This is a genomic window from Nocardioides sp. WG-D5 (assembly GCF_054031175.1).
Genome location: NZ_CM132928.1, coordinates 117,438 through 141,727, shown reverse-complemented (window position 1 = coordinate 141,727; position 24,290 = coordinate 117,438). Strand labels below are relative to the sequence as shown.

The following is a 24,290-nucleotide window of genomic DNA, read 5'->3' as shown; positions in this document are numbered from 1 at the left end:
GCGGTCATGAGGAGGGTCCTGGTGGCCGCGGTCGCCGGTCTGCTGCTGACCGGGTGCGGCATCGACGCCCGTACGCTGCCGCTGCCCGGCACCCGAGCCGGCGACGACGCGACCACGGTCGAGGCCGTCTTCGACGACGCCCTCAACCTCGGCGTCGGCTCGAAGGTGAGCGTCAACGGCGTCGACGCCGGCCGGGTGGTCTCGCTCTCCACCGACGGCTACTCGGCGGTGGCCGAGATGAGCCTCGACGACGGCGTACGCATCACCGACCTCTCCGCGGCGCGGCTGCGCTACGACACCCCGCTCGGCGAGGTCTACGTCGACGTGACCACCCCCGAGGGCGGCCGGGCGATCCCCGAGGGAGGACGGCTCGACCCGGCCCGGTCGACGACGGCCCCGACCGTCGAGGACGCGCTCGCCTCGGCGTCCCTGCTCATCAACGGCGGCGGCATCGGTGACCTCGGCCGGATCGTCGACGAGCTCAACCGGGCCGTCGGCGACGGCACCGACCTGGCCCAGGTGCTCGACCGGAGCGCCACCTTCCTCACCCAGGCCAACCGCACCACCGCCGAGATCGACCGGGCGCTCACCTCGCTCGACGCCGTCTCGGCGACCCTGGCCCGGGAGAAGGAGACCATCACCGACGCGCTGGCGGCGATCGGGCCGGCCGCGCGCACCGTTCGGCAGCAGACCGAGCAGATCATCGCGCTGCTCAACCGGCTGGTGAGGCTCTCCCGCGACGCCAACGGAGTGCTCGACCGGATGGACGACGACACGGTGGCCGTGGTCCGCGACGCCGGGGCGATCCTCGCCCAGGTCCGCCGGATCAGCGGCGATCTCGGCCCCGGTCTGGACACGTTCAGCTCGGCGATCAACGAGCTGCTCGAGGTCATCCCCGCCGACCACATGCCGATCCAGCTCCGCGTCGACATCGGCGACTCCGTCGCGCAGGACCCGCTCAACCCGCTGCCACCGCTCCTGGATTCACCGGTCCTGCCCCAACAACCCGGCTGGGACCTGGGCGGCCTCCTCGGTGACGGCGCCGTGCTCGGAGGGGTGGGCTGATGGCGCTGCGCGAGACGGACCGGCGCCTCTTCGTCGGATTCGGGGCGGCCGTGGTCGTGTTCGTCGCGGCCACGGCGTACCTGCTGCTGGTCACCCTCGAGATCCCGCTCCTGTCCCGGCCGGCCACCGTCACCGTCGACCTGGAACGCACCGGCGGCCTGTACGAGGGCTCGTCGGTGACCTACCGCGGCGCCAAGGCCGGGGTCGTGGAGACGATCGAGCTGACGATCGACGGCACGGCGCAGGCCCGGATCAGGCTGGATCCGGACGTCCGGATCCCGCAGGACTCCCCGGCCGAGGTGCGCAGCCTCTCGCCGGTGGGGGAGCAGTACCTCAACTTCCAGCCGACCACTGTTTCCGGGCCCTACCTCCGCGACGGCAGCCGGGTGCGCGCCGAAGCGGTGGACCTGCCCACCGCGCTGGCCAGCACGGTGGTCAGTCTCGAGAAGCTGATGGACCAGGTCGACCCCGAGCAGCTGCGGACCGTGGTCACCGGACTGCGCACGACCTTCGCCGGCCGCGAGGACGAGCTCGCCGACCTGGTCGAGGGCAGCCAGGTCCTGCTGGTCACCCTCGACGAGGAGCGGCCGACGATCTCCCGCGTCCTGATCAACTCCGAGTCGCTGCTGCGCATCGGCGACCGGCACGCCTCCGATGTACGCGCCGCCGCGCACGACCTCGCCCTCCTCACCGCCGAGCTGGAGAAGGCCGACCCCGAGCTGCGCCGTGCCTTCGACCGCGGCCCCGAGCAGTTCGCCGACCTCGTCCGCCTCGTCGGCGTCCTGGACCGTACCCTGCCGCCGACCCTGGAGCGCACCACCGCCCTCACCGACATCCTCGTCGTGCGCGACCCGCACCTGCGTGAGCTGCTGGCCGAGTATCCCGACGCCATCCGCTCGCTGGCGGATGCGATGTACGACGGTGCGATCCACGGCGGCCTCGTCCTGCAGAACGACTACCAGTGCGACTACGGCGGCCCCAAGTACCCGGCCACCGACACCACCCCCGAGCCGCTCTACGAGGACGGCCACTGCTCCGCGCCGCCCGACCGGGTCGTGCGCGGGGCGGACAACGCGCCCGGCTCGACCGGATAGGCAGACCCTCAGGCGTCCTTGAACGCGCGGTGGAGCGCCTTGCCCATGAAGGTGCCGAGGTCGTCCGGACCCCAGTCGTTGCTCGTGTCGAGGAGCGAGCGCACCGCCGACTCGCAGGACGACAGGAAGAGATCGATCAGGACCGGCAGCTTGCGCTCCAGGTCGGCCGTCTGCCACCAGCGCTCCATTGCGGGCCTGATCCACTCGGTCGCCCGGGTCTGGACCAGGGCCTTGACGTCGCGGAAGCGCTCCGCGATGACCGGGTCGGGCTCGCCGGAGAAGACGAACCGCCAGGTCTCGGGTGCGGAGGCGGCGGCGTCGAGGAGCGCCCGGAAGCCGTCGACGAACGCCTGCTCCGGATCGTCGGGGTTGGCGGAGCCGTGCAGCGCGGTGAGGATCGCCTCGAGGAGCTCGGCCGACTCCCGGTCGAGGAGAGCGTCGACCAGCTCGACCCGGTCCGCGAAGCAGGCGTAGACGACGGGCCGGGTCACGCCCATGGCCGCTGCGACCGAGCCGATGGTCACGGCGCCGATGCCGTCGGCCACCGCGATCGCCCGGGCGGCGTCGAGCACGTGGGGCCGCCTGCGCTCCGGACCCAGATGAGGGGCACGGGCGCGCTGCGCTTGACCGGTTGTCGACGGTGGCATGAGGCGATCCTAGGTGATCAGGAAAGTTCCTACATAAGTGTAGCAAATTCCTACACGAGTGTATTAATGTGACGGAGTCCCCTCACCATGGAGTGCTCACATGCCGCTGTTCAACCCGCACAAGCCCGACCTCGACGAGTTCGACGACGAGACCCGCCGCATCTTCGAGGCGACGATCGACTTCTTCGAGGGCAAGGGCAAGGAGTGGCTGCTCCAGCAGGACCGCGACCGCGTCTGGTACGACGAGTTCCTCGCCTTCCAGCAGCGGGAGAAGGTCTTCGCGACGCTGCTGACCCCGGCGGCCCAGGCCGACGGCGACCCGAACAAGCGCTGGGACGAGGCCCGCATCGCCATGTACAGCCAGATCCTCGGCTTCTACGGGATGTCCTACTGGTACGTCTGGCAGGTCACGATCCTCGGCCTCGGTCCGATCTGGCAGTCCGGCAACGAGCTGGTGAAGCGCCGGGCCGCGGGCCTCCTCGACGACGGCGCGATCTTCGCCTTCGGTCTCTCGGAGCGCGAGCACGGTGCGGACGTCTACACCACCGACATGGTCCTGACCCCTGACGGCAACGGCGGCTACCTGGCCAACGGCGGCAAGTACTACATCGGCAACGGCAACAAGGCCGGCATGGTGTCGGTCTTCGGTCGCGTCGAGGGGCTCCCGACCGGGCCCAAGACCCAGGACGGCTACGTCTTCTTCGTCGTCGACAGCCGGCATGAGGCGTACAAGCTTCGCAAGAACGTCGTGAACTCGCAGATGTACGTCGCGGCCTTCGACCTCGAGGACTATCCGATCCGCGAGGAGGACATCATCCATGTCGGCTCCGAGGCGTTCGACGCCGCCATCAACACCGTCAACGTCGGCAAGTTCAACATCGGCTTCGGGTCGCTCGGAGCGGTGCAGCATGTCTGGCACGAGGGCATCGCCCATGCCGACGGCCGCGTTCTCTTCGACACCAAGGTCACCGACTTCCCGCAGGTCCGGGCGCTGTTAATCGAGAGCTGGGTTCGGCTCGCCGCGATGGAGCTGTTCGGCGAGCGAGCCATCGACTACATGCGCTCCGGCAGCGTCGACGACCGCCGCTATCTGCTCTTCGACGCGATCGAGAAGATGACCGTGAGCCGCCAGGGTGCGAAGGTCTACGACCTGATCGCCGACTGCATCGCGGCCCGGGGCTTCGAGAACGACATGTACTACCCGGTCGGCGCGGTCGCCATGATGGGCCTGCCCCGGCTCGAGGGCACGGTCCACGTCAACATGGCGCTGGCGCTGAAGTTCCTGCTGAGCTATCTCTTCAGCCCTACCGATCCGAGCCTGGCCGCCCTGCCGCCGCGGCGGCGCGATCCCGTGGACGACACCTTCCTCTTCCGCCAGGGTCCGGCCCAGGGGCTCGGCACGGTGGCCTTCCACGACTGGCGTGCGGTGTACGCCGCATGGGCCCACCTGCCGAACGTGAGGCTGCTGCTCGAGCAGGTCGACGCCTTCCAGGCGCTGCTCGTCACGACGCCGCTGTCCAAGGCCCAGATGCGCGACCTGGACCTGCTCCTGGTCGTCGGCGACATCTTCACCACGGTCGCCTACGGTGACCTCATCCTGCAGCAGGCGACGATCTGGGGCGTCGGCGACGACCTGGTCGAGAGCATCTTCGAGGTCATGGTCGGAGACGTCTCCGCCCAAGCCCTGACCCTGACGCGCAAGCCGTCGCTGACCGACGCGCAGGCCAGGGCCGCCGACGCCATCCAGCGCCGTCCTGCCTTCGACGCCGAGCGCACCGCCCGGGTGTGGGCGGAGGCCCGCGCCACCGCCGGCACCTACGCGATGAACCCGTGAACCGACCGAGGAGGAGTAAGCGATGAGGAAGACGCGCGAGATCACGCCGCACGAGGATTACGGTTTCTTCGGCCCGGACTCCATCACCCAGAAGGTCTGGGGCCACCCTGCCGTCCCGCTGATGGGCATCGTACGAGCGGTGACGATCGAGGAGCTCGATCCCAACCTCCTCGCCGCCGTGCACAACACCGGTGCGAACTACGACCGGCTCGACACGCGCTACGCCAGGACGGTCCAGTACTTCGCCGCGGTGGCGTTCGCGGACAGCCGGACCGTCGCGAAGATGGCCGACGTGCTGGTCAAGATCCACTCCAAGGCGATCGGCAACGAGCCGGTCAGCGGCAATCGGTACGACGCCAACGACCCCGACTCCCAGCTCTGGATCCTGATCACGGGCTGGCACTCGGTCCTCACCGCCTACGAGACGTTCGGGCCCGGCAGGCTCTCGGACGCCGAGGTCGAGCAGTTCTGGGCCGAGTGCGCGATCGCCGCGGAGTTCCAGACCTGCGACCCGCGCGCGGTTCCGCGCACCCGCGAGGCGGTGCGTGCGTACTTCGAGGAGTGGCGTCCCAGGCTCGCGGCGAGCGAGGCCACCCAGCGGATGATGCACCACCTGCTGAACGGCACCAACGCGATCCTTCCCTGCAAGGGTTTGCTGGGTCTGGCCCGGCCGATCGCGAACGCGTTGGTCTGCAGGGCGACGATCGCCACCCTGCCGCGACACATGCGTCGGCTCGCCGACATCCGGCAGTCACGGGTGACGGACATGGTGGTGATCGCGATCATGAGGGCGATGCTGGCGCCCGCCCACCGGAGTCGCACGCTGCAGCGGTGGATCCTCGGCATCCTCGCACCGAAGGTCCTGCCGATCATGGAGCCCGTCTGGCGCGGTGTCCCGCCCGTGCACCCGGTCGTGCTCACGCCCGCCGAGGCGCGAGAACGCTACGGGTACGTCAAGCCGGCCCAGGCGCATCTCGAGCTGCGCGCGCGCCAGCGGGCACGTGTCTTCGACGACCGTCAGGCACCCAGCGACGAGGGCCTGATCGAGTCCCAGCCCATCCTGGGGACTCTCGGCTGAACGCCTGCCAGATCGCTGTCGCCGGTGGCTCCCGGTCTGTCACGACAGGTGACCGACCGGGAGCCAGGCGTTTCGCTGTTGGCCGAGGCAGGGGCTAGTTCGCCGGCTGCTCGGACCCCACGACCCACATCGAGAAGAACTGCGACCCGCCGCCGTAGGCGTGCCCGAGCGCCCGGCGCGCCCCGTCGACCTGGTGCTCGCCGGCCCGGCCCCTGACCTGCAGGGCGGCCTCGGCGAAGCGGAGCATCCCGGAGGCGCCGATGGGGTTGGAGGAGAGCACGCCGCCGCTCATGTTGACCGGCAGGCTCCCGCCGATGGCGGTCTCGCCGGCCTCGCTGAGCTTCCACCCCTCGCCCTCCGGCGCGAAGCCGAGGTTCTCGAGCCACATCGGCTCGAACCAGGCGAACGGCACGTAGATCTCGGCGCAGTCGATCTCGCGGGCCGGGTCGGTGATCCCGGTCGCCTTCCACAGCGCCGCCGCGGCCTCGCGGCCGGCCTGCGGGTTGACCTGGTCGCGCTCGGCGGCCGAGGTGGGCTCCGAGCGCATCGCGGTGCCGTGGATCCAGGCGGGTGCCTCGTACGTCTTGGCGACGTCCTCCGAGGCGATCACCATCGCGCAGGCGCCGTCGGAGGAGGGGCAGGTCTCGTCGTAGTGGATCGGATCCCACAGCATCTGCGAGGCCAGCACCGACTCGACGGTGGTGCCCTCGTTGTGCAGGTGCGCGTAGGGGTTCTTGAGCGCGTTGTTGCGGTCCTTGGCCGCGACGATGGCGCCGATGTGCGAGGGCGCGTTCGCGCGGCGGATGTAGGAGCGTACGTGCGGGGCGAAGTAGCCGCCGGCACCGGCGTGGACCGGCATCACGAACGGGATCGGCACCGACAGTGCCCACATCGCGTTGGACTCCGACTGCTTCTCGAAGGCGACGGTGAGCACCTTCTTGTGGACACCTGCCTGCACCAGCGAGGAGGCCACGATCGCGGTCGAGCCGCCGACCGAGCCGGCGGTGTGCACCCGCAGCAGCGGCTTGCCGGCCGCGCCGAGCGCCTCGGCGAGGTAGAGCTCGGGCATCATCACGCCCTCGAACAGGTCCGGCGCCTTGCCGATGACGATGGCGTCGACCTCGTCGAGGGTCAGCCCGGCGTCCTCGAGGGCCCGGTCCATCGCCTCGCGGCAGAGCCCGGCCATCGAGACGTCCTCGCGCTTGGCGCGGTGGTGGGTCTGGCCGATCCCGATCACGGCCGCGGGAACCTTGCTCACTTGCCTCTCCCGTTCTCCTGGGCTTCCATCACGCACACGAGGTTCTGCTGCAGTGCCGGCCCGCTGGTCGCGTGGCCGAGCACCTTGTCGGCGCTGCCGTCCCAGATGTGCTTGGCGGCCTCGCCGATCCGGATCGCCCCGGCGCTGAACATCGGGTTGGCGGCGAGCGCCCCACCCGAAGGACTGACCTGTACGTCACCACCCAGCCCGAGCGCGGAGCGCAGGACGATCTCCTGGTGGCTGAACGGCGCGTGCAGCTCGGCGACCTGGACGCCGGCGGTGCCGCCCACGGCGGCCGCAGCCCGCTGCGCCGAGCCCGAGACGGTCAGGTCGCGGGTGCCGAGGTGGAGGCCGTCGGAGCTGTGCGCGATCCCGGTGATCCAGGCGGGACGCTGGTTGGCCTCGTAGGCCCGGTCGCCGGCGGCGAGCACGATCGCGGCCGCGCCGTCGGTCACCGGCGCACAGTCGTGCTTGCGCAGCGGGTCGGCGAACATCGGCCGGGCGAGCAGCTCGCTCACCGAGGAGCCTCCGGCCCGGACGGCGTACTCGTTCTTCTCGGCGTCGGTCAGGGACCGGTTGACGATCTCGGCCATCGCGGCCTCGTCCCAGAGCTCGGCGTCGAGCCCGAGGCGCGCCTGCAGCGCGGCCAGGGACACGGTGTCGGGCCACAACGGCGTCATCGTGTAGGGGTCGAGCTGCAGCGTCAGCGTCCGGCGCAGCACGCCCGCCGACGCCTTGCCGAACCCGAAGACCAGAGCGGTGTCCACCTCGCCGGTCTGGATCTTCACCCAGGCCTCGTAGAGCGCCCAGGCGGCGTCCATCTCCACGTGCGACTCGTTGACCGGCGGCAGCACCCCGATCGCGTCGATCGCGCTCACGAACGAGAACGAGCGGCCGGCCAGGTAGTCCGAGGAGCCGGAGCACCAGAACCCGATGTCCGATCTGCCCCATCCGGTCTGGTCGTAGCACTCGGCCAGGATCGGCACGAGCAGCTCGGCCATGCTCGGCGATCCGTCGAAGTCCTTCATCTGTCGCTGGGCGAACCCGACGACGGCAACGTCTCTCATACGGTCCTCTCTCCCGGGCCTAGAGGTGGTGCTTGTAGCTGTCGAAGTCCGCGTCCGGCTCACCGGTCGGCGCGAAGTGGCTGATGTTCTCGATGCTGGTGCCCCACTCCTCGCGCGGCTTCCACACCGCCTTGACCCGCATCCCCATCCGGACCTCCTCGGCCGGGACCTCCAGGATCAGGTGCTGCAGCGCGATGTCGGCGCCGTCGAGGAGGACGTACGCGGAGACGTACGGCGGCTTGATCCGCTGTCCCAGGAACGGCACGTTGACGACGCAGAACGTGGTCACGGTCCCGACGTCCGAGAGCTCGATCTCCTCCGAGGTCGGCACGCCGTCGGTCGGGCACGCGCCGCGCGGCGGGACGTAGACCTTCCGGCACTTCGGGCACCGCTGGCCCACGATCCGGCCCTCCGCCAGGCCGCGGAAGAACGAGGACTCCTCCGGGGAGGCCGCGTAGCGGTAGTCGAGGCTGACCGGGGTGACGATCAGGCTGACATCCTCGGTGCCTCCCGCCGGCGTACCCGCCTCAGCGGCGTTGCCGTCGTCGGCCACGAAGACCAGGTCGGTGACCGCCCCGGTGCGTTCCTCGGCCCAGCGCGCGCGGACCCGCATCCCGGTCTCGATGTCGTCGGGGGAGGCGACCTCGACCGCGTGCAGCCACGGGGTGTCGGCGCCGTCGATCGTGATCAGCGCGTACGCGAACGGCTTCTCGAACGGCTGGCCGGCGACGGGCTCGCTGACCCAGGTCCACGAGGTGACCGTGCCGGTGTCGGGGAGCTCGACGAACTCGGTCACGGCCCGGTAGGTGACCGGGTCGTACTCGGGTGGTGGGACGGCCACTCGACCGTCACCGAGGCGTCCACCGACGATGGTGGCGTCCCTCAGCCCGGTGAGGAAGCGGCCGATCACCGGCCCTGTGGATCTGGTGTAGTCGAAGGCCACCGTCACGGGTGCCTGAAGAGTGCGACTCATGGTAGAAAGTGAAACACGTTCTAGTATTGGCCACAACCCGTACGCCCTGCCGAACGGCTACGGAGCCTGCGGACGAAGGAGTCGATGAGAGTGAAGCTGGGGCTACAGCTGGGCTACTGGGGAGCACAGCCGCCGAGCGGGGTCGGCGAGCTCGTCGCCGCCGCGGAAGAGGCCGGGTTCGACGCGATCTTCACCGCCGAGGCGTGGGGGAGCGACGCGTTCACGCCGCTGGCCTGGTGGGGCCGGGAGACCTCTCGGGTCCGCCTCGGCACCTCGATCGTGCAGATGTCCGGACGTACGCCGACCTCGATCGCGATGCACGCGCTGACGCTCGACCATCTCTCCGGTGGCCGGTTCGTCCTCGGGCTCGGGGTGAGCGGCCCGCAGGTGGTCGAGGGGTGGTACGGCCAGCCGTTCGGCAAGCCGCTGGCCCGCACCCGCGAGGTCGTCTCGATCATCCGCAAGGTGCTCGCCCGGGAGGCGCCGGTGACGAATTCCGGTCCCCACTATCCACTCCCGTTCACCGGGGAAGGGTCGGTCGGGCTCGGCAAGCCGCTCAAGCCGATCGTGCACCCGCTGCGCGCCGACATCCCGATCTGGCTCGGCGCGGAGGGCCCCAAGAACGTCGCCCAGACCGCGGAGATCGCCGACGGCTGGATCCCGATCTTCTACACGCCCAGATCCGCGCCGATGTACGCAGACTGGCTGGCCGAGGGCTTCGCCCGTCCCGGCGCGCGGCGCACCGCCGACGACTTCGAGATCGCCGCGACCTGCCACCTCCAGATCGTCGCCGACGCCGAGGAGAAGAAGGCCGCGCTCGAGGCGATGAAGCCGTTCGCGGCCCTCTACATGGGCGGCATGGGCGCCAAGGAGCAGAACTTCCACAACCAGGTCTTCGAGCGGATGGGCTACGCCGAGCTCGCCGGCCAGGTCCAGGCCCTCTACCTGACCGGCGAGAAGGAGAAGGCGACCGCGCTCATCCCCGACGAGCTCGTCGACGATCTGCACATCATCGGCACCGAGGCCGAGGTACGCGACAAGGTGGCCCAGTGGGAGGAGACCGGTGTGACCACGCTGCTGCTGAGCCTCGGCTCGGCCGCCGACGTCCACCGCATCGCCGAGGTGCTCGGGTGACGGCGGCGCGTGTCTTTGGGGCGGTCCGCTGATGGCGGTCTACGCCGTCACCGGGTCGGCCTCGGGCATGGGCGCCGCGGTGGTCGAACGGCTCCTCGACGCCGGACACCGGGTCGTGACCGTCGATCTGCGCGACGCCGACGTGGTCGCCGACCTGTCGACGGCGCAGGGCCGGCGCGATGCCGTCGAGAAGGTGCTGGCGGCGGTCGGCGGCCGGCTCGACGGCGCCGTCCTCGCGGCCGGCCTCGGCCCGGCGCCGGGGCGCGAACGGCCAGCCCTGATCACCCAGGTGAACTACTTCGGCGTCGTCGAGCTCCTGGAGGGGTGGCGCGAGGCGCTGGCGGCCGCCGGGAACGCCAAGGTCGTGGTCTTCTCCAGCAACTCCACCACGACGATGCCGCTCGTCCCGGGCCGGGCGGTCGCCGCGCTGCTCGCGGGCGACGCGGAGCGGGCGGTGAAGGCGTACCGGATCTTCGGGAAGGGCGCGCCGGCGATGGCCTACGGCGGCTCGAAGGTCGCCGTGACCCGATGGGTGCGGCGGCGCGCGGTCGAGCCGGAATGGGTCGGCGCCGGGATCCGGCTCAACGCGATCGCGCCGGGCGCGGTGCTGACACCGCTGCTGGAGAGGCAGCTGGCGACGCCGTCGGAGGCGAAGGCGATCAGGTCCTTCCCGGTCCCCGCGGGCGGCTACGGTGACCCGGGGCTGCTCGCCGACTGGGTGATCCACATGCTGAGCCCGGCCGCGGACTTCATGGTCGGCAGCGTCGTCGTGGTCGACGGCGGCAGCGACGCCTGGTTCCGGGCCGACGACTGGCCACGTCCCGTGCCCGGCCGGCGGCTGCGGGGCTATCTGCGCAGGATGCGCGAGTTCCGAAAGACCCATCCATGACCGACGCCACGACCGATCCGCTCGCGCCCGCGGCGCTGGGACCGGTGACGCTGCGAAACCGGGTGATCAAGGCGGCGACCTTCGAGGGTGCCTCGCCGGGCGCGCTCGTCTCGGACCGGCTGATCGACTACCACCTCGCCGTCGCCGAGGGCGGTGTCGGGATGACCACGGTCGCCTATCTCGCGGTGGCCCCGGAGGGACGTACGCATGCCGACTGCATCTACTGGCGGCCCGAGGCCCTGCCCGGCCTGACCAGGTTGACCGAGGAGATCCACAAGACCGGAGCGAAGGTGTCGGCCCAGATCGGCCACGCCGGCCCGGTGGCCAACGCGAAGTCCAACGGCGCCCCTTCGCTGGCGCCCGCGCGGTCGTTCAACGCGCTCGGGATGGCGTTCAACCGCGCCGCGACCGCGGCCGACCTCGCCCGGGTCGTCGAGCAGCACGGCGCCGCGGCTCGGATGGCCGTGGAGACCGGGTTCGACGCGATCGAGGTCCACCTCGGCCACAACTACCTGCCCAGCTCGTTCCTCAGTCCGCGTCTCAACCCTCGCACCGACGAGGTCGGTGGGTCGCTCGTCAACCGGGCCTCCTTCCCGCGCCGCATCCTCGCCGCCGTCCGAGAGGCGGTCGGCGGCCAGGTCGCCGTGCTCGCCAAGATGAACATGCGCGACGGTTACCGCGGCGGGTTCGACCTGCCGGAGTCGGTGGAGTTCGCGCGGCTGCTGGAGGCCGACGGTCATCTCGACGCGCTCGAGCTCACCGGCGGCTCCTCGTTCATGAACCCGATGTACCTCTTCCGAGGCGACGCGCCCTACCGCGAGATGGCCGCCAACATGCCGCTGCACCCGGTGATCAGGTTGGGCATGCGGATGGTGGGGAAGGGCTTCTTCAAGGAGTACCCCTACAAGCCGCTCTACTTCCTCGACACCGCCCGCGAGTTCCGCCGCGCGCTCACGATGCCGCTCGTGCTCCTCGGCGGGGTCACCGACCTGGCCGGGATGCGGACGGCGATGGACGAAGGCTTCGAGTACGTCGCGATGGCCCGCGCGCTGCTGCGCGAGCCCGATCTGGTCAACCGCCTGCGGGCCGATCCCACGACCGAGTCGCGATGCATCCACTGCAACCTGTGCATGTCGACCATCTACCCGGGGACCCACTGCCACCTCGACACCGAGCACGTCTACGGTGAGGCTCATCCCCTCCTGCTGCCCCCATCCTGAACGCGAGGACCCAGATGTCGATGCACTACGGACGCGCTCACCACCCGCAGGCTCCCGCGGGATACGTCCACGACGACATGACCGAGGCCGAGATCAAGGAACGCGAGGCCGCCCTGGTCCCGTTGACCGACTCGGTCCGCGGGCTCGTCGACGCCGTCGTACGCACCCAGGTCCCGGATGCGGTCCTCGACGACGTACGCCGCCGGGTGGAGGCGCTGACCGAGGAGCTGCTGGCCGAGGCGCTGCCCGGCCCGCATGGGGTCCGGTTCGGGGCGGATGGCGGGTTCCGCAACTACGGCAACCCGGTGGTCGGGAAGGGGAACGCCTTCGCCCCGCCGCTGGCGGTGCAGCGTGACGGTGAGGACGTCTGGGCCGACTTCGAGCTCGGCCCGGCGTACGAAGGTCCGCCGGGGCTGGTCCACGGTGGTGTGTCCGCGCTGATCCTGGACCAGCTGCTCGGCGAGGCCGCCTCCGCGGGCGGCCGGCCCGGGATGACCGGGACCCTGACGATCGTCTACCGGCACGGCACCCCGCTGGGTCCGCTCCGCGGCGAGGCACGGATCGAGTCGACCGAGGGCGTGAAGGCGATCGTGCGCGGTCGACTGCTGACCCGGCCGGACGACGGCTCCGAGCCGATCTTGTGCGTGGAGGCCGAGGGGATCTTCATCCTGCCCCGGTGGGCGCGTCAGCCGGTCGACGAGGCCGACCGGGAGCACGTCGGCGACGCCTGAGGCCTTGCCGCCCTCGATCCAGGGGCTAGAACACGTTCTAGTTTCACGGTAGGGTGCGGCACATGGATACCAGCCGCATCGGTCCCCACAACGGTCATCTGATGGTCTCGGCGCTGGAGCGCCACAAGCATCGTCCGATCATCCATCTCGGAGACGTGAGTCTGACCGGGGCGGAGGTGGCGGCGCGGATCAGCCAGTACGTCCAGGCGTTCGAGGCCCTCGGGGCCGGCACCGGCTCCGCGACCGCGCTGCTCGCGCTCAACCGTCCCGAGGTGCTCTTCATCCTCGGCGCCGGCCAGACCCAGGGATTCCAGCGCACCTCGCTGCACCCGCTGGGCAGCGCGGAGGACCAGGCGTACGTGATCAACGACGCCGGGATCACCGGCATCGTCATCGACCCCTACTTCGCCGACCGGGCGGTCGAGCTGCTCGAGCTGTGCCCGGGCCTCAAGCAGGTGCTGACCATCGGGCCGGTGCCGCCCCAGCTCGCCGAGGTCGGGGTCGACCTGGTCGCCGCCGCGGCGACCTATCCGGTCGAGCCGTTGACCGCGCGGCTGCTGCCGCCCGACCACGTCACCTCGATCACCTACACGGGCGGGACGACCGGCAAGCCGAAGGGCGTGATCGGGCTGGCCGGGTCGTTCGCGACGATGACCCAGGTGCAGCTCTCCGAGTGGGAGTGGCCCGAGGCGCCCCGCTTCCTGATGTGCACGCCGCTCTCGCACGCCGGTGCCGCCTTCTTCGTGCCGGTCGTGATCAAGGGCGGCACCCTGTTCGTACTGCCGAAGTTCGACCCGGCCGAGGTGCTCGCGACCATCGAGCGCGAGCGCATCTCCTCGCTCATGGTGGTGCCGACGATGCTCTACGCGCTCCTGGACCACCCCGACTCCCGGACCCGCGACCTGTCCTCGCTCGAGACCGTCTACTACGGCGCCTCCGCGATCAACCCGGTGCGCCTGGCCGAGGCGATCGAGCGGTTCGGGCCGATCTTCGCGCAGTACTACGGCCAGTCCGAGGCGCCGATGGCGATCACCTACTTCGCGAAGACCGACCACGTCGACGCCTCCGGTGCGCCGCTGACTCACCGCCTCACCTCCTGCGGCCGCCCCTCCGCGCTGGTCCGCACCGCCCTGATCGGTCCCGACGGCACCCCGGTCGCACCCGGCGAGCCGGGCGAGATCTGCGTCGCCGGCCCGCTGCTCTCCGGTGGCTACTGGCAGCTCCCGGAGGTCACCGCGGAGACATTCAAAGACGGCTGGATGCACACCGGCGACGTCGCCCGCGAGGACGAGGACGGCTTCTGGTACATCGTCGACCGCACCAAGGACATGATCGTCACCGGCGGGTTCAACGTCTTCCCGCGCGAGGTCGAGGACGTCATCGCGACCCATCCGGCCGTCGCCCAGGTCGCCGTCATCGGCACCCCCCACGAGAAGTTCGGCGAGGCCGTGACCGCTGTCGTCGTCGTACGTCCCGGCGCAGCCCTCACCGACGACGTCGTCGCCGAGATCCAGGCCCTGGTCAAGGAGCGGAAGGGCTCGGTCCAGGCGCCGAAGTCGGTCATCGAGGTCGACGCGATCCCGATGACCGCCCTCGGCAAGCCCGACAAGAAGGCGCTGCGGGCCCGCTTCTCGGGCTGAGGTGTCTCAGGGGTAGCGCACCAGGTAGCGGAGGTGCGTCACCCCACGCCCCTCGAGCCGCCGGACCAGCTCGAGCTCGACCGGACCGACGCCGTCGTCGGGGAAGAGCCGCCGTCCGGCGCCGAGGAGCACCGGCACCAGATGGATCTCGATCTCGTCGAGCTGGCCGGCCGCGAGGAGTGCCTGGGCGACGCCAGCACCGTGGACCATGACGGCCTTGTCTTGGGCCGCCGCACGGGCCTCGTCGGCGCACCGGTCGACATCGGTGAAGTAGCGGACGCTGCCTGGCGGGACGTCGTCGGGATGATGGGTGAGCACGTGGATGGGCACGCCGTCGTGGTGGTCGCCGCCCCAGCGGTCGGCGAGCTCATAGGTACGTCGCCCCGAGATCAGCGCGCCCGTCGCGAGGTACTCGCGGAACACGTCGCCGTTCACGCCGGCGTCGTGACGGTCGTCGAGCCAGTCGAAGATCCGCCCGCCGCCCCGCCCGAGACCTTGGCCCGGGCGGTCGTCGGGGCCGGTGACGAATCCGTCGAGGGTCATGGACATGGTCAGACGGACGGGCGTGCGTGCGGTGCGTGGGGTCTCGGACATGGGATCCTCCTGTGGTCGGTCGTGCGTCGCCGGCGGCGACGCTCACCCACGCCACGATCAGGATCGTGCCGATCCGACACGAAGCGCTCGGCGTTTGTCGTGATCGGCCGTGCTTCCCCGGATGCTGCCGGGGGCGGCGTACGTCCGGAGGGACCGGGCCTGAGCCCGGCTCAGCGTCCCCTGAACTCGGGCTTGCGCTTCTCCAGGAAGGCCTTGGGGCCTTCCTTGGCGTCCTCGGAGGCGAAGACGGCGGCGCCGACCTTGGCGTCGTCGGCCCAGCACTCGTCCTCGTGCTTCCCCTCGGAGTCGCGCATGGTGCGGAGGATGGCCTGGACCGCGAGCGGGCCGTTGGCGGCGATCATGTCGGCGAGCTCGTGGGCCTTCGCCAGGGCGGTGCCGTCGGGGACGACATGGCCGATCAGGCCGAGCTCCTTGGCCTCGGGGGCCTTCAACGTACGTCCGGTCAGGAGCAGCTCGGCGGCGACCGTGTAGGGGATCTGGCGGGGGAGGCGCACCGCGGATCCACCCATCGGGTAGAGCGACCAGCGGGCCTCGGCGACGCCGAACTTCGCCGACTCGCCGGCCACCCGGATGTCGGTGCCCTGCAGGATCTCGGTGCCGCCGGCGATGGCGGGTCCCTCGACCGCGGCGATCAGCGGCTTGGTGAGCCGGAAGCCTTTGAGTAGGCCCTTGAGCACCGTCGGGTCGAAGCCCTCCTCGAAGGACTCCGAGGGCGGCTTCTCGTCGGCCGCCTTCAGGTCCATCCCGGCGCAGAAGTAGCCACCGGCGCCGGTCAGGATGCAGACCCGGATCTCAGGGTCGGAGTTCACCCGGTCCCAGGCGTCCTCCATGATCCGCAGCATCTCGGAGGAGAGCGCGTTGCGGCGCTCGGGCCGGTTCATCGTGACGATGAGCTTGTGGCCGTCCTGCTCGACGATCGCGTGCGGCGTCTCGGCAGAAGATTCTGTGATCGGCATAACATCGACCCTAGCGGAAAACTGAAACGTGTTCTAGTCTCGCAGTCATGGCGCTGAACCTTGCTGACCTCTTCGAACACGCCGTCGACGCCGCGCCCGAGAAGGTGTCGGTCCAAGTCGGCGACCGCAAAGTGACCTACGCCGAGCTCGAGCGTGAGTCCAACAAACTGGCCCACTACCTGGCCGCCCAGGGGATCGGGAAGGGCGATCACGTCGGGCTCTACTCCAAGAACTCCGTCGAGCACGTCATCGCCCTGCTCGCGATCCTCAAGATCCGTGCCGTCGCCATCAACGTGAACTATCGCTACGTGGCCGGTGAGCTGGAGTACCTCTTCGAGAACGCCGACCTCAAGGCCCTCGTCCACGACCGCGTCTACGCGCCGCTGGTCGCCGAGGTCGCCCCCAAGCTGGAGGCGCTGAAGACGTTCGTCGCGGTGCCTGATCCGCTCGAGCCCGGCGACGACTCCGACCTGAGCCCGTTCGGCGGCGTCACCCTGGAGGAGGCGCAGGCCGGCCAGTCCGACGCCCGCGACTTCGGCGAGCGTAGCCCCGACGACATCCACGTCATCTACACCGGCGGCACCACCGGGTTCCCCAAGGGCGTGATGTGGCGCCACGAGGACTTCTGGCGCGTGCTCGGTGGCGGCATCGACTTCATGACGGGCGCGCCGCTGGAGGAGTACGACCAGTCCAAGCAGGCCGCGGGCGACGGGCTCATCACCCTCCCGCTCAGCCCGCTGATGCACGGCGGCGCCCAGGCGTCGCTCCTCATGCATCTCTTCGCCGGCCAGGTCACGATCCTCGAGCCGAAGTTCGACCCGGTACGCACCTGGGAGATCGTCGACCGCGAGAAGGTCCAGATGATGTTCATGACCGGTGATGCGATGGCGGTGCCGCTCATCGACGCGTACGAGGCCGGCGGCTTCGACGGCCAGTCGCTGTTCGCGATCGCCTCCAGCGCCGCGATCTTCTCCAAGTCGGTCAAGGAGCGCTGGATGAAGGCGTTCCCGAACGCCGTCTTCACCGACTCGATCGGCTCCACCGAGACCGGCTTCCAGGGCACCGGCCTGCAGGACGCCTCCGCGCTCTCGACCGACGGGCCGGTGGTCACCGCTGGTGCGCACACCGCCGTCATCGGCGACGACGGCCACCCGCTCGACCTCGCCAAGGACGTCGGCAAGATCGGCCGCACGGCCCGCAAGGGTCACGTGCCGGTCGGCTACTACAAGGACCCCGAGAAGTCGGCGAAGACGTTCGTCGAGATCGACGGCGAGCGCTACGCGATCCCGGGCGACAACGCCCGGATCGAGGAGGGCAACCGCCTCACGCTGCTGGGCCGGGGCTCGAACTGCATCAACACCGGTGGCGAGAAGGTCTACCCCGAGGAGGTCGAGGCGGCCATCAAGGCACACCCCGACGTCTACGACACCCTCGTCGTCGGCATCCCGGACGAGCGCTACGGCCAGGCGGTGGCCGCGGTCGTCGAGCCGCGACCGGGCGCGACGATCGAGCTCGAGGGGCTGCGTACGTTCCTGCGGGCGCACCTGTCCGGCTACAAGCTGCCTCGAGCGCTGACCATCGTCGACGAGGTGCCCCGCAACGCCACCGGCAAGGCCCAGTACCCCAAGGCCAAGGAGATCGCCCTGGCCAGCCAAGCGACCGAGCAGGACTCCGAAGGAGCAACAGCATGATCCGTACGCCATTGTGCGAGGCATTCGGGATCGACTACCCGATCGTCGCCTTCACCCCCTCGGAGCACGTGGCCGCGGAGGTCTCCAAGGCCGGCGGGCTGGGCGTGCTGGGCTGCGTACGCTTCAACGACGCCGAGGAGCTCGACCGCACCCTCACCTGGATGGACGAGAACACCGACGGCAAGCCGTACGGCGTCGACGTGGTCATGCCGATGAAGGTGCCGACCGAGGGCACCTCGACCGACCTGTCCGCCTACATCCCGGCGGAGCACACCGAGTGGGTCGACAAGACCCTGCTCTCGCTGGGCGTGCCGCCGCTGCCGGAGGGGGAGGGGCGCGAGGGGGTGCTCGGCTGGTTGCACTCCACCGCCCGCTCGCACGTCGACGTCGCGCTGCAGCACCGGCCGGTGCTGATCGCCAACGCGCTCGGCACCCCGCCCAACGACGTGATCGAGAAGGCGCACGAGCACGGGATCAAGGTGGCCGCGCTCGCGGGCGCCCCGAAGCACGCGGTCTCCCACGTCTCCAACGGCGTCGACATCATCGTCGCCCAGGGCTACGAGGCCGGTGGGCACACCGGCGAGATCGCCTCGATGGTGCTCCAGCCGGACATCGTCGATGCGGTCGGGCCCGACGTACCGGTGCTGGGGGCCGGCGGGATCGGGTCGGGCCGGCAGATCGCCGCCTCGCTGGCGCTCGGCGCGCAGGGCGTCTGGACGGGCTCCATCTGGCTCGGGACGTCGGAGTACCGCAACCTCAACACCCACGCCGGCTGGGAGACCGCCTTCACCCGCGCGACCTCGGCCGACACCCGGCGGATGCGGATCTACACCGGTAAGCCGGCCCGGCTGCTGAAGTCGAAGTGGACCGACGCCTGGGAGGCCGAGGGCTCGCCCACGCCGCTGCCGATGCCGCTGCAGAACCTGCTCGTCTCCGACGCCCACAACCGCATCAACGCGGCCGGGGATCCCGACGTCGTCGCGATGCCGGTCGGGCAGATCGTCGGCCGGATGAACGAGGTGCGTACGGTCGCCGAGGTCATGGCCGACCTGATCGCCGAGTTCGAGGCGACGGTCAAGCGCCTGGACGCGATCGCCGAAGGCTAGACCCGCAAGACCACGAGAGGCGCCGGCTCCGAGAATCGAGCCGGCGCCTCTTTCGCGCCTGCTCGATGGCCGACTTTGCAGCCGCGCACTATCGCACAGCTTGGTCGCCGGCGCCGCTACCGCACACCCGAGCCCGCCTCGGAGCGGAGAGCGACTGACAGGATGGGCGCGTGACGATCTCGAGCTACGTACGTGACGGACTCACCTTCGACGTGATCGACTCGGGCCCCGCCGACGGCGACCCGGTCGTGCTCCTGCACGGCTTCCCGGAGCGGGCGACCTGCTGGCGCGAGGTGTCGCCGATCCTGCACGAGGCCGGCTTCCGCACGCTCGCCCCGGACCAGCGCGGCTACTCGCCCGGCGCCCGGCCGCGTACGCGCCTGGGCTACGGCGCCGGCGAGCTCGTCGAGGACGTGGTGGCGCTGATCGACGAGATCGGGCGTCCGGTCCACCTGGCCGGTCACGACTGGGGGAGTGCGGTCGGCTGGGGAGTGGCGGCCAAACGGCCCGACCTGGTGCGCAGCTGGACCGCGATGTCGGTCCCGTTCGCGCGCTCCATGAAGGGTCCGCAGCGGCGCAAGTCGGCCTACATGGCCTACTTCAACATCCCCTTCCTTCCCGAGCTGGTCTCCGGGCGCGACGGCCGGATGGAGCGGATGATGCGGGGGAGCGGCTGGACCGACGCGGACGTCGAGCGCTTCCGTGAGGAGATCGTCGACTACGGCGCGCTCCCGGGCGGGCTCGGCTGGTACCGCGCCCTCTTCCTGGCCCCGCGCGTCGGCCGGGTCTCGGTCCCGACGACCATGCTCTGGAGCGACCGCGACGTCGCCATCGGCCGCACCGCGCTGGAGGGCAACGAGAACTCCGTCACCGGCCCCTACGAGTTCATCGAGCTCACGGGCGTCAGCCACTGGATCCCCACCAAGGCGCCCGAGGCCGCAGCCGCGGCGATCCTCAGGACCATCGCTAAGGCAGCCTGACGCGTCTCTCTGCTTCGCCGAAGCTCGATGAGGTCGCCCACGATGTCATGTTGCGCGCAGTGATCTCGGCGTCGTCACCCCGCATCGCTGACCGGATCGGGTCGCGGTACGCCTCCGCAGGTAGGGCCGTCGAGCACGTCCGACCCGTCGAGGTACTCGAACGGCGCCGAACCGACGGAGGTTGCCAGCAATGATGAAGTACAGGGCTCGGAAAGTACCCAGCCAACCGCGGCGGGGTCACCGAGATGGTCACCTTCTCGACGCGCGACCTCTCTAATCACTTCGATCTGCAAACGGTGTGACGCACTAATGAGTGGTAGATCAGGAAGCGAGCCACGTAAGCCTGGTCGCCGGTCCCTCGTAACCTTCGTCCATACCTTCCAAATTCATCGGACATTGGCCGATCAATTGCCGAACATCGCAACTGCGGCTCTCATCAATGGCGCGCCCCCACTCACGGCGCCGATGAGAACGGCCGCCTGCACGTGTAGTTTCAGGGCAGGAAGCCGATCTTCCGGACGCAACGTCTCGTAGACGAGCCAGCGATACGTCGCCAGGACCACCACGAAGACGACAACACCCAGGAAACTCTGCACAATTTCGCCCTTTCGCGACATTGTGGTGGAGGGGTTTCGTCAGAAGCGTCTTCTGGCACCCGCACCAAAGGGTTTCCTAAGTTCAATCCAAGTCTAGTCGAGACGTTCTGCCAACGCTAGTAAGCCACGGCTTCGTGGGCGATGGGTCTGGCACTCGGAGCATCTGGTTTGGTGTGCCTTGCTAACTGCCCTGGTCGCGCTGCCGCTCGCCGTGGCCGGTTTCCTCGGGATCGGCCAGCCGCTGCCGGGTTCTGACCCGTGGTGGTTCTGGCCGGCTATCGCGGCGGTCGAGGGAGCGGCATCGGTCTGGCTCGCCGCAGCCGTCCCTACTCGGTCCCGCCGACGGTCGGCGACGTCGGCCGGGGTGCGGTGTCGCGAGCCGTGATCGCTTCGCCGACACCGCGGATCGCCGTAAGGATCATCTGCCCGTACGGTCCGCCTGGAAGAGCCGCTGCACGTTCCTCCGCCACGCCGATGTGCTCGGCGGCCGCTGTGAAGGCGCCCAGCCGACGGAGGTTGTCGGCGATGTTGAGATGCAGGCTCGGGTAGAAGCCTGCGACCTGCAGGCTCGCCTCGTGCTCCTGCGCCCGTTCGTCGGTGAGGGCGTCGGCGGCGTCGAGGGCACGTACGTCCCAGATCAGCGCCACGGCCGCGTCCGTGTAGAGGTCGGCGAGATAGTGGGCGAGCGTGCATCGGTGGAGCGGGTCTCCGAGCACCCCGAGGTCGGCCCAGATCGCGAGCAGGTCGTCCCGTGCCCTGGTCACGTCACCCTCGCGGCCGAGTGTCACGGCGGCGGTGATGGCATCCATCGTCGGATCAACAGCGGGCGTTGCAGTCATGTCGCGAGCCTGAGGCTTCGACCGGCCTGAAGGTCAAGCAGTTGAGTACGCAGGCTCATCACGCCGCGCTCCAGGTCCGCAAGACTCGTCGCATGCTCGCTTTCGACCGACCGATCCTGACGCCGCGTCGCGTCAGGCGAGTGCCCTGGGCCGGGGTCGCCACCGTGCTGGCATCGGGCGTGGCCATCGTCGCGCTCGGGAACCTGGTGTCCAACTGGCTGGACGTCTACCTGGTCTTCTTCGGCGACCAGCCGAAGGTGCTGCCTGCGAACGTGGCGGCATATCGGGTCTGGGGCACGATCCTGGCCGTCGCCCTGGTGGCAGGTGTGGTGACCCACCTGCTCAACCGCCGCCGTCGAGTTCTCGGGACGGTCTGGCAGGCGCTGCTGGTCGTCGGCGGAGCCGCGATCCTCGTGCTCTGCTACATCCCCGGGGCGGTCGACCTGCCGGAGCCGGAACGCGACCAGGACGGCTACGGCGCCCCGCCCTGCTACTCCGGCGGCGACAACGACGAGTGCGTCGGAGGCTGACGCTGCGGCCATTTATCAGGAACGGTCGTGGAGCGTGATCTGGTAGCCGTCGGGGTCGGCGAAGGTGAAGGTCCGTCCGAAGGGCCCGTCGATCGGAGCGGACACGATGGTGTGGCCGTCGGCGACGAGGCTGTCGTGGATGGCCTGCACCTCGGTGGCGTGGAGCCAGATGGCGGCGCCGATGCCGGGCTGGGCGACGGACTCGAGGTCGGTGCCGGGGATCACCTCGCGGAGAGCGAATGCGATCGGCTTGGTCTCGAAGACAACAGCGTGCGGAGGCCCGGCCGGCGATCGGACGAGGCCGAGATAGTGCTCGTAGAACGCCTGCGAGGCGTCGAGGTCTCGGGTCTGCAGCGAGATGAAGTCGGGGCCGGTGACGGGCATGATGGTCTCCTCAGAGTTGTGTCAGTTTGCTGACACGTGGAACGTATGTCAGGATACTGACATGAGTCAAGACGGCGTCGACCTGGACAAGTCGCTCGGCTACCTGCTGAAGGAGGCGTCGAGCGCCCTCCGCGCCGCCATGGAGGAGGTGCTGCGACCGCTCGGCATGAGCATCACCCACTACGCCTGTCTGGAGCTGCTGGCCCAGCGCCCCGGCCTGTCGAACTCCGAGCTCGCCCGCGGCGCCTTCGTGACGCGGCAGACGATGAACGTCCTGCTCCGGTCCCTCGAGAAGGAAGGCGATGTCACCAGGCCTGCGGAGGCACCCGTCGGAAAGGTCCTCCCGACACGGCTGACCCCACGCGGCCGACAACGGCTCGAGAAGGCGACCGCGGCGGTGCGGTCCGTCGAGGTCAGGATGCTCGCCGGCATGACGCCGGTCGATCAGGCGGAGGCGTTCCGGATCCTGCAGGGGATGATCCATTCGTTGCGGGATCCGTCGGTCTCCGGGTGACCGTGGTCATCGGTTCGAAGGGCCGGCCTACGTACGCCTGGTGAAGCGGATGTCGCCGTTGGGGAGGCGTTCGTGGAGGTAGGTGGGGTCGTGGGCGCGGTGGTGGTGATGGCTGCAGAGGAGCGCGGCGTTGTCGAGATCGGTCGCGCCGCCTTGGGCCCATTCGATCCAGTGGTGGGCTTCGGCCCAGGTGCCGGGGAGGTCGCAGCCTTCGGCCTCGCAGGTGGCGGATCTGAGGAGGAGGGCGCGGCGTTGGGCGGCGGTGAAGAGGCGTTCCTTGCGGCCCAGGTCGAGGACTTCGGAGTTGCTGCCGAGGACGGCGGGGATGATGCCAGCGGTGCAGGCCAGGCGCCGGGCTTCGGCGGCGGTGATCGGGCTGCCACCGAGGACCTGGGCGATGCCGGCTTCGGTACGGAGCTGGTCGAGGTCGATGGTCACGATCACGGTGGTGGCGTCCCCGCCGTGGATCGGCAGCCGGGCTGGGTCGAGGGTCTCGAGGAGCTGGCAGAACGCGAGGCCGAGCCGACGGGCGTAGGGCAGGTAGTCGCCGGTCTCGGTGCGGGTGCCGTCCTCGCGGCGGGGTGAGGCGAAGGCTTCCAGGTTGGTGGCGAGCCGGTCCGCTGCCGCGTCCGGGACCACGGCCGCGATCCGGGTGGTGCCGTCCCCGAGGCGGCGCATGCTCAGCCGGGTCTTCTTCCGGGCGTGGGCGTCTTCGGCGGCGAGGCGTCGAGCTTCTTCGGCCTCGGCGATCTCGGGGGCGATGACCTCCAGGATCCGCCGTCCCAGGCGGCGCAGCTGGGTGGGGTCGAACTGGGTGGCGTAGGCGAGGAGGGTCTCTTCGGCCTTGGTCTTGATCTCGACATCGAGGTCGGCCGGGAGCTCGTCGAGGGCCGCGACGATCACGGCGGCTTGGGCGGGGTTACATCGACCACTGCGCATCGCGGCCGCGACCAGGCCGTAGGACCGGTCCAGTGCGGTAGCGAGTCGGAGGTCGGCCCGCAGGGCCTCGGGGCGTTGATGGGTGTGGTGGTGAAGCCAGGCCGCCACATCCCGTGCGGCAGACTCGGCGGCGACATCGTCAGCGGTCGCGAGCACGCGGAGCTCGAGCTCGGCCAGCTGCGCCTTCGCGCGGGCGATCTGGACCAGGGTGGTGGCCTTCTGGTCGGTGCCCATGAACGCCGGGTTCGCCTCCGCAACCTGGTCCAGAGCGGCCGTGATGCCGACGACGGCCTCGAGGACGGGGTGTTGGGGCTGTTGCAGCGTGGTCATCGAAGCGGTCACCTCCCGACGTACGAACTCAAGGATCTGCCCGCGCAGATCCGCCTGGTTCGCTGGTCTCGGAGGCCCGGCAGTACGGGCTATTACTTACCCTCGCAGCTCAGCGTTCACGCCCCTGGTTCCCCTGGAATACCCGCACATTGAATGATCGGGGCACGCCTCTTTCGAGGT

General features: G+C 69.9%; 24 protein-coding genes. 14 read left to right on the top strand and 10 right to left on the bottom strand.

Features of this window, described 5'->3' with window-relative positions:
• The first annotated feature begins 6 nt into the window (after positions 1-6).
• Positions 7-1,065, top strand: a complete 1,059-nt coding sequence (locus ACWZJV_RS00735; protein ID WP_457179872.1) for an MCE family protein — start codon at positions 7-9, stop codon at positions 1,063-1,065.
• The gene (locus ACWZJV_RS00730) at positions 1,065-2,159 is read left to right on the top strand and encodes an MlaD family protein (RefSeq protein WP_457179871.1); all 1,095 of its coding nucleotides are present in this window, start codon (positions 1,065-1,067) and stop codon (positions 2,157-2,159) included. The genes ACWZJV_RS00735 and ACWZJV_RS00730 overlap by 1 nt, the downstream gene beginning before the upstream one ends.
• A gap of 8 nt (positions 2,160-2,167) precedes the next feature.
• On the opposite strand, the gene ACWZJV_RS00725 is transcribed toward ACWZJV_RS00730, so the two are convergent.
• On the bottom strand, positions 2,168-2,806 hold the full coding sequence (locus ACWZJV_RS00725; protein ID WP_457179870.1) for a TetR/AcrR family transcriptional regulator: 639 nt from the start codon (positions 2,804-2,806) through the stop codon (positions 2,168-2,170).
• Positions 2,807-2,906: 100 nt separating this feature from the next.
• On the opposite strand from ACWZJV_RS00725, the gene ACWZJV_RS00720 reads away from it, so the two are divergent.
• Positions 2,907-4,640, top strand: coding sequence for an acyl-CoA dehydrogenase family protein (locus ACWZJV_RS00720; RefSeq protein ID WP_457179869.1), 1,734 nt, complete (start codon positions 2,907-2,909; stop codon positions 4,638-4,640).
• 22 nt (positions 4,641-4,662) lie between these two features.
• A complete protein-coding gene (locus ACWZJV_RS00715; RefSeq protein WP_457179868.1) occupies positions 4,663-5,718 on the top strand; it encodes an oxygenase MpaB family protein in 1,056 nt (351 codons plus the stop codon).
• Positions 5,719-5,812: 94 nt separating this feature from the next.
• On the opposite strand, the gene ACWZJV_RS00710 is transcribed toward ACWZJV_RS00715, so the two are convergent.
• The 3 genes from ACWZJV_RS00710 to ACWZJV_RS00700 are packed head-to-tail and all read right to left on the bottom strand — an operon-like array spanning position 5,813 to position 9,016.
• A complete protein-coding gene (locus tag ACWZJV_RS00710) occupies positions 5,813-6,976 on the bottom strand; it encodes a thiolase domain-containing protein (RefSeq protein WP_457179867.1) in 1,164 nt (387 codons plus the stop codon).
• On the bottom strand, positions 6,973-8,043 hold the full coding sequence (locus tag ACWZJV_RS00705; protein WP_457179866.1) for a thiolase domain-containing protein: 1,071 nt from the start codon (positions 8,041-8,043) through the stop codon (positions 6,973-6,975). Before ACWZJV_RS00705 ends, ACWZJV_RS00710 begins: the two co-directional genes overlap by 4 nt.
• A 19-nt stretch (positions 8,044-8,062) precedes the next feature.
• Positions 8,063-9,016, bottom strand: coding sequence for a Zn-ribbon domain-containing OB-fold protein (locus tag ACWZJV_RS00700; RefSeq protein WP_457179865.1), 954 nt, complete (start codon positions 9,014-9,016; stop codon positions 8,063-8,065).
• Between the two features lie 90 nt (positions 9,017-9,106).
• On the opposite strand from ACWZJV_RS00700, the gene ACWZJV_RS00695 reads away from it, so the two are divergent.
• From ACWZJV_RS00695 to fadD8, 5 genes are all read left to right on the top strand, one after another.
• Positions 9,107-10,150 carry an LLM class F420-dependent oxidoreductase gene (locus tag ACWZJV_RS00695; RefSeq protein WP_457179864.1) on the top strand — a complete coding sequence of 348 codons (1,044 nt, stop codon included), beginning with the start codon at positions 9,107-9,109 and terminating at the stop codon, positions 10,148-10,150.
• Positions 10,151-10,181: 31 nt separating this feature from the next.
• Positions 10,182-11,039, top strand: a complete 858-nt coding sequence (locus ACWZJV_RS00690; RefSeq protein ID WP_457179863.1) for an SDR family oxidoreductase — start codon at positions 10,182-10,184, stop codon at positions 11,037-11,039.
• Positions 11,036-12,259: an NADH:flavin oxidoreductase gene (locus ACWZJV_RS00685; RefSeq protein WP_457179862.1), complete on the top strand. Its 1,224-nt coding sequence runs from the start codon at positions 11,036-11,038 to the stop codon at positions 12,257-12,259. The genes ACWZJV_RS00690 and ACWZJV_RS00685 overlap by 4 nt, the downstream gene beginning before the upstream one ends.
• 14 nt (positions 12,260-12,273) lie before the next feature.
• Positions 12,274-12,990 (top strand): PaaI family thioesterase, encoded by a 717-nt coding sequence (locus ACWZJV_RS00680; protein ID WP_008360094.1) that lies wholly within the window; start codon positions 12,274-12,276, stop codon positions 12,988-12,990.
• Between the two features lie 62 nt (positions 12,991-13,052).
• Complete coding sequence (gene fadD8, locus ACWZJV_RS00675) at positions 13,053-14,630, top strand: fatty-acid--CoA ligase FadD8 (RefSeq protein WP_040755503.1); 1,578 nt, start codon at positions 13,053-13,055, stop codon at positions 14,628-14,630.
• A gap of 6 nt (positions 14,631-14,636) precedes the next feature.
• Here the strand turns inward: fadD8 and ACWZJV_RS00670 are convergent, their stop codons facing one another.
• Both ACWZJV_RS00670 and ACWZJV_RS00665 read right to left on the bottom strand, forming a co-directional pair.
• On the bottom strand, positions 14,637-15,224 hold the full coding sequence (locus ACWZJV_RS00670; protein ID WP_008360092.1) for a dihydrofolate reductase family protein: 588 nt from the start codon (positions 15,222-15,224) through the stop codon (positions 14,637-14,639).
• A 170-nt stretch (positions 15,225-15,394) separates the two neighbouring features.
• Complete coding sequence (locus ACWZJV_RS00665; protein ID WP_008360091.1) at positions 15,395-16,201, bottom strand: crotonase/enoyl-CoA hydratase family protein; 807 nt, start codon at positions 16,199-16,201, stop codon at positions 15,395-15,397.
• A gap of 47 nt (positions 16,202-16,248) precedes the next feature.
• Between ACWZJV_RS00665 and ACWZJV_RS00660 the strand changes: the two genes are divergently transcribed.
• The 3 genes from ACWZJV_RS00660 (at position 16,249) to ACWZJV_RS00650 (ending at position 19,978) form a co-directional block, all read left to right on the top strand.
• Positions 16,249-17,892, top strand: coding sequence for an acyl-CoA synthetase (locus tag ACWZJV_RS00660; RefSeq protein WP_008360090.1), 1,644 nt, complete (start codon positions 16,249-16,251; stop codon positions 17,890-17,892).
• The gene (locus ACWZJV_RS00655; RefSeq protein WP_008360089.1) at positions 17,889-18,998 is read left to right on the top strand and encodes an NAD(P)H-dependent flavin oxidoreductase; all 1,110 of its coding nucleotides are present in this window, start codon (positions 17,889-17,891) and stop codon (positions 18,996-18,998) included. The genes ACWZJV_RS00660 and ACWZJV_RS00655 overlap by 4 nt, the downstream gene beginning before the upstream one ends.
• A gap of 170 nt (positions 18,999-19,168) precedes the next feature.
• On the top strand, positions 19,169-19,978 hold the full coding sequence (locus ACWZJV_RS00650) for an alpha/beta fold hydrolase (protein WP_457179861.1): 810 nt from the start codon (positions 19,169-19,171) through the stop codon (positions 19,976-19,978).
• A gap of 404 nt (positions 19,979-20,382) precedes the next feature.
• Here ACWZJV_RS00650 and ACWZJV_RS00645 read toward each other — a convergent pair whose 3' ends face one another.
• Together ACWZJV_RS00645 and ACWZJV_RS00640 are read right to left on the bottom strand one after the other, a co-directional pair.
• On the bottom strand, positions 20,383-20,574 hold the full coding sequence (locus ACWZJV_RS00645; RefSeq protein ID WP_457179860.1) for a hypothetical protein: 192 nt from the start codon (positions 20,572-20,574) through the stop codon (positions 20,383-20,385).
• Positions 20,575-20,900: 326 nt separating this feature from the next.
• The gene (locus ACWZJV_RS00640; protein ID WP_457179859.1) at positions 20,901-21,413 is read right to left on the bottom strand and encodes a hypothetical protein; all 513 of its coding nucleotides are present in this window, start codon (positions 21,411-21,413) and stop codon (positions 20,901-20,903) included.
• A gap of 92 nt (positions 21,414-21,505) precedes the next feature.
• Here ACWZJV_RS00640 and ACWZJV_RS00635 point away from each other — a divergent pair, with 92 nt between their 5' ends.
• On the top strand, positions 21,506-21,943 hold the full coding sequence (locus tag ACWZJV_RS00635; RefSeq protein ID WP_457179858.1) for a hypothetical protein: 438 nt from the start codon (positions 21,506-21,508) through the stop codon (positions 21,941-21,943).
• 15 nt (positions 21,944-21,958) lie between these two features.
• Here the strand turns inward: ACWZJV_RS00635 and ACWZJV_RS00630 are convergent, their stop codons facing one another.
• Positions 21,959-22,327 (bottom strand): VOC family protein, encoded by a 369-nt coding sequence (locus ACWZJV_RS00630; RefSeq protein WP_457179857.1) that lies wholly within the window; start codon positions 22,325-22,327, stop codon positions 21,959-21,961.
• Between the two features lie 61 nt (positions 22,328-22,388).
• Between ACWZJV_RS00630 and ACWZJV_RS00625 the strand changes: the two genes are divergently transcribed.
• Positions 22,389-22,841, top strand: coding sequence for a MarR family winged helix-turn-helix transcriptional regulator (locus ACWZJV_RS00625; RefSeq protein WP_457179856.1), 453 nt, complete (start codon positions 22,389-22,391; stop codon positions 22,839-22,841).
• A gap of 27 nt (positions 22,842-22,868) precedes the next feature.
• Here the strand turns inward: ACWZJV_RS00625 and ACWZJV_RS00620 are convergent, their stop codons facing one another.
• A complete protein-coding gene (locus tag ACWZJV_RS00620) occupies positions 22,869-24,110 on the bottom strand; it encodes a DUF222 domain-containing protein (RefSeq protein ID WP_457179855.1) in 1,242 nt (413 codons plus the stop codon).
• Positions 24,111-24,290 lie beyond the last annotated feature (180 nt).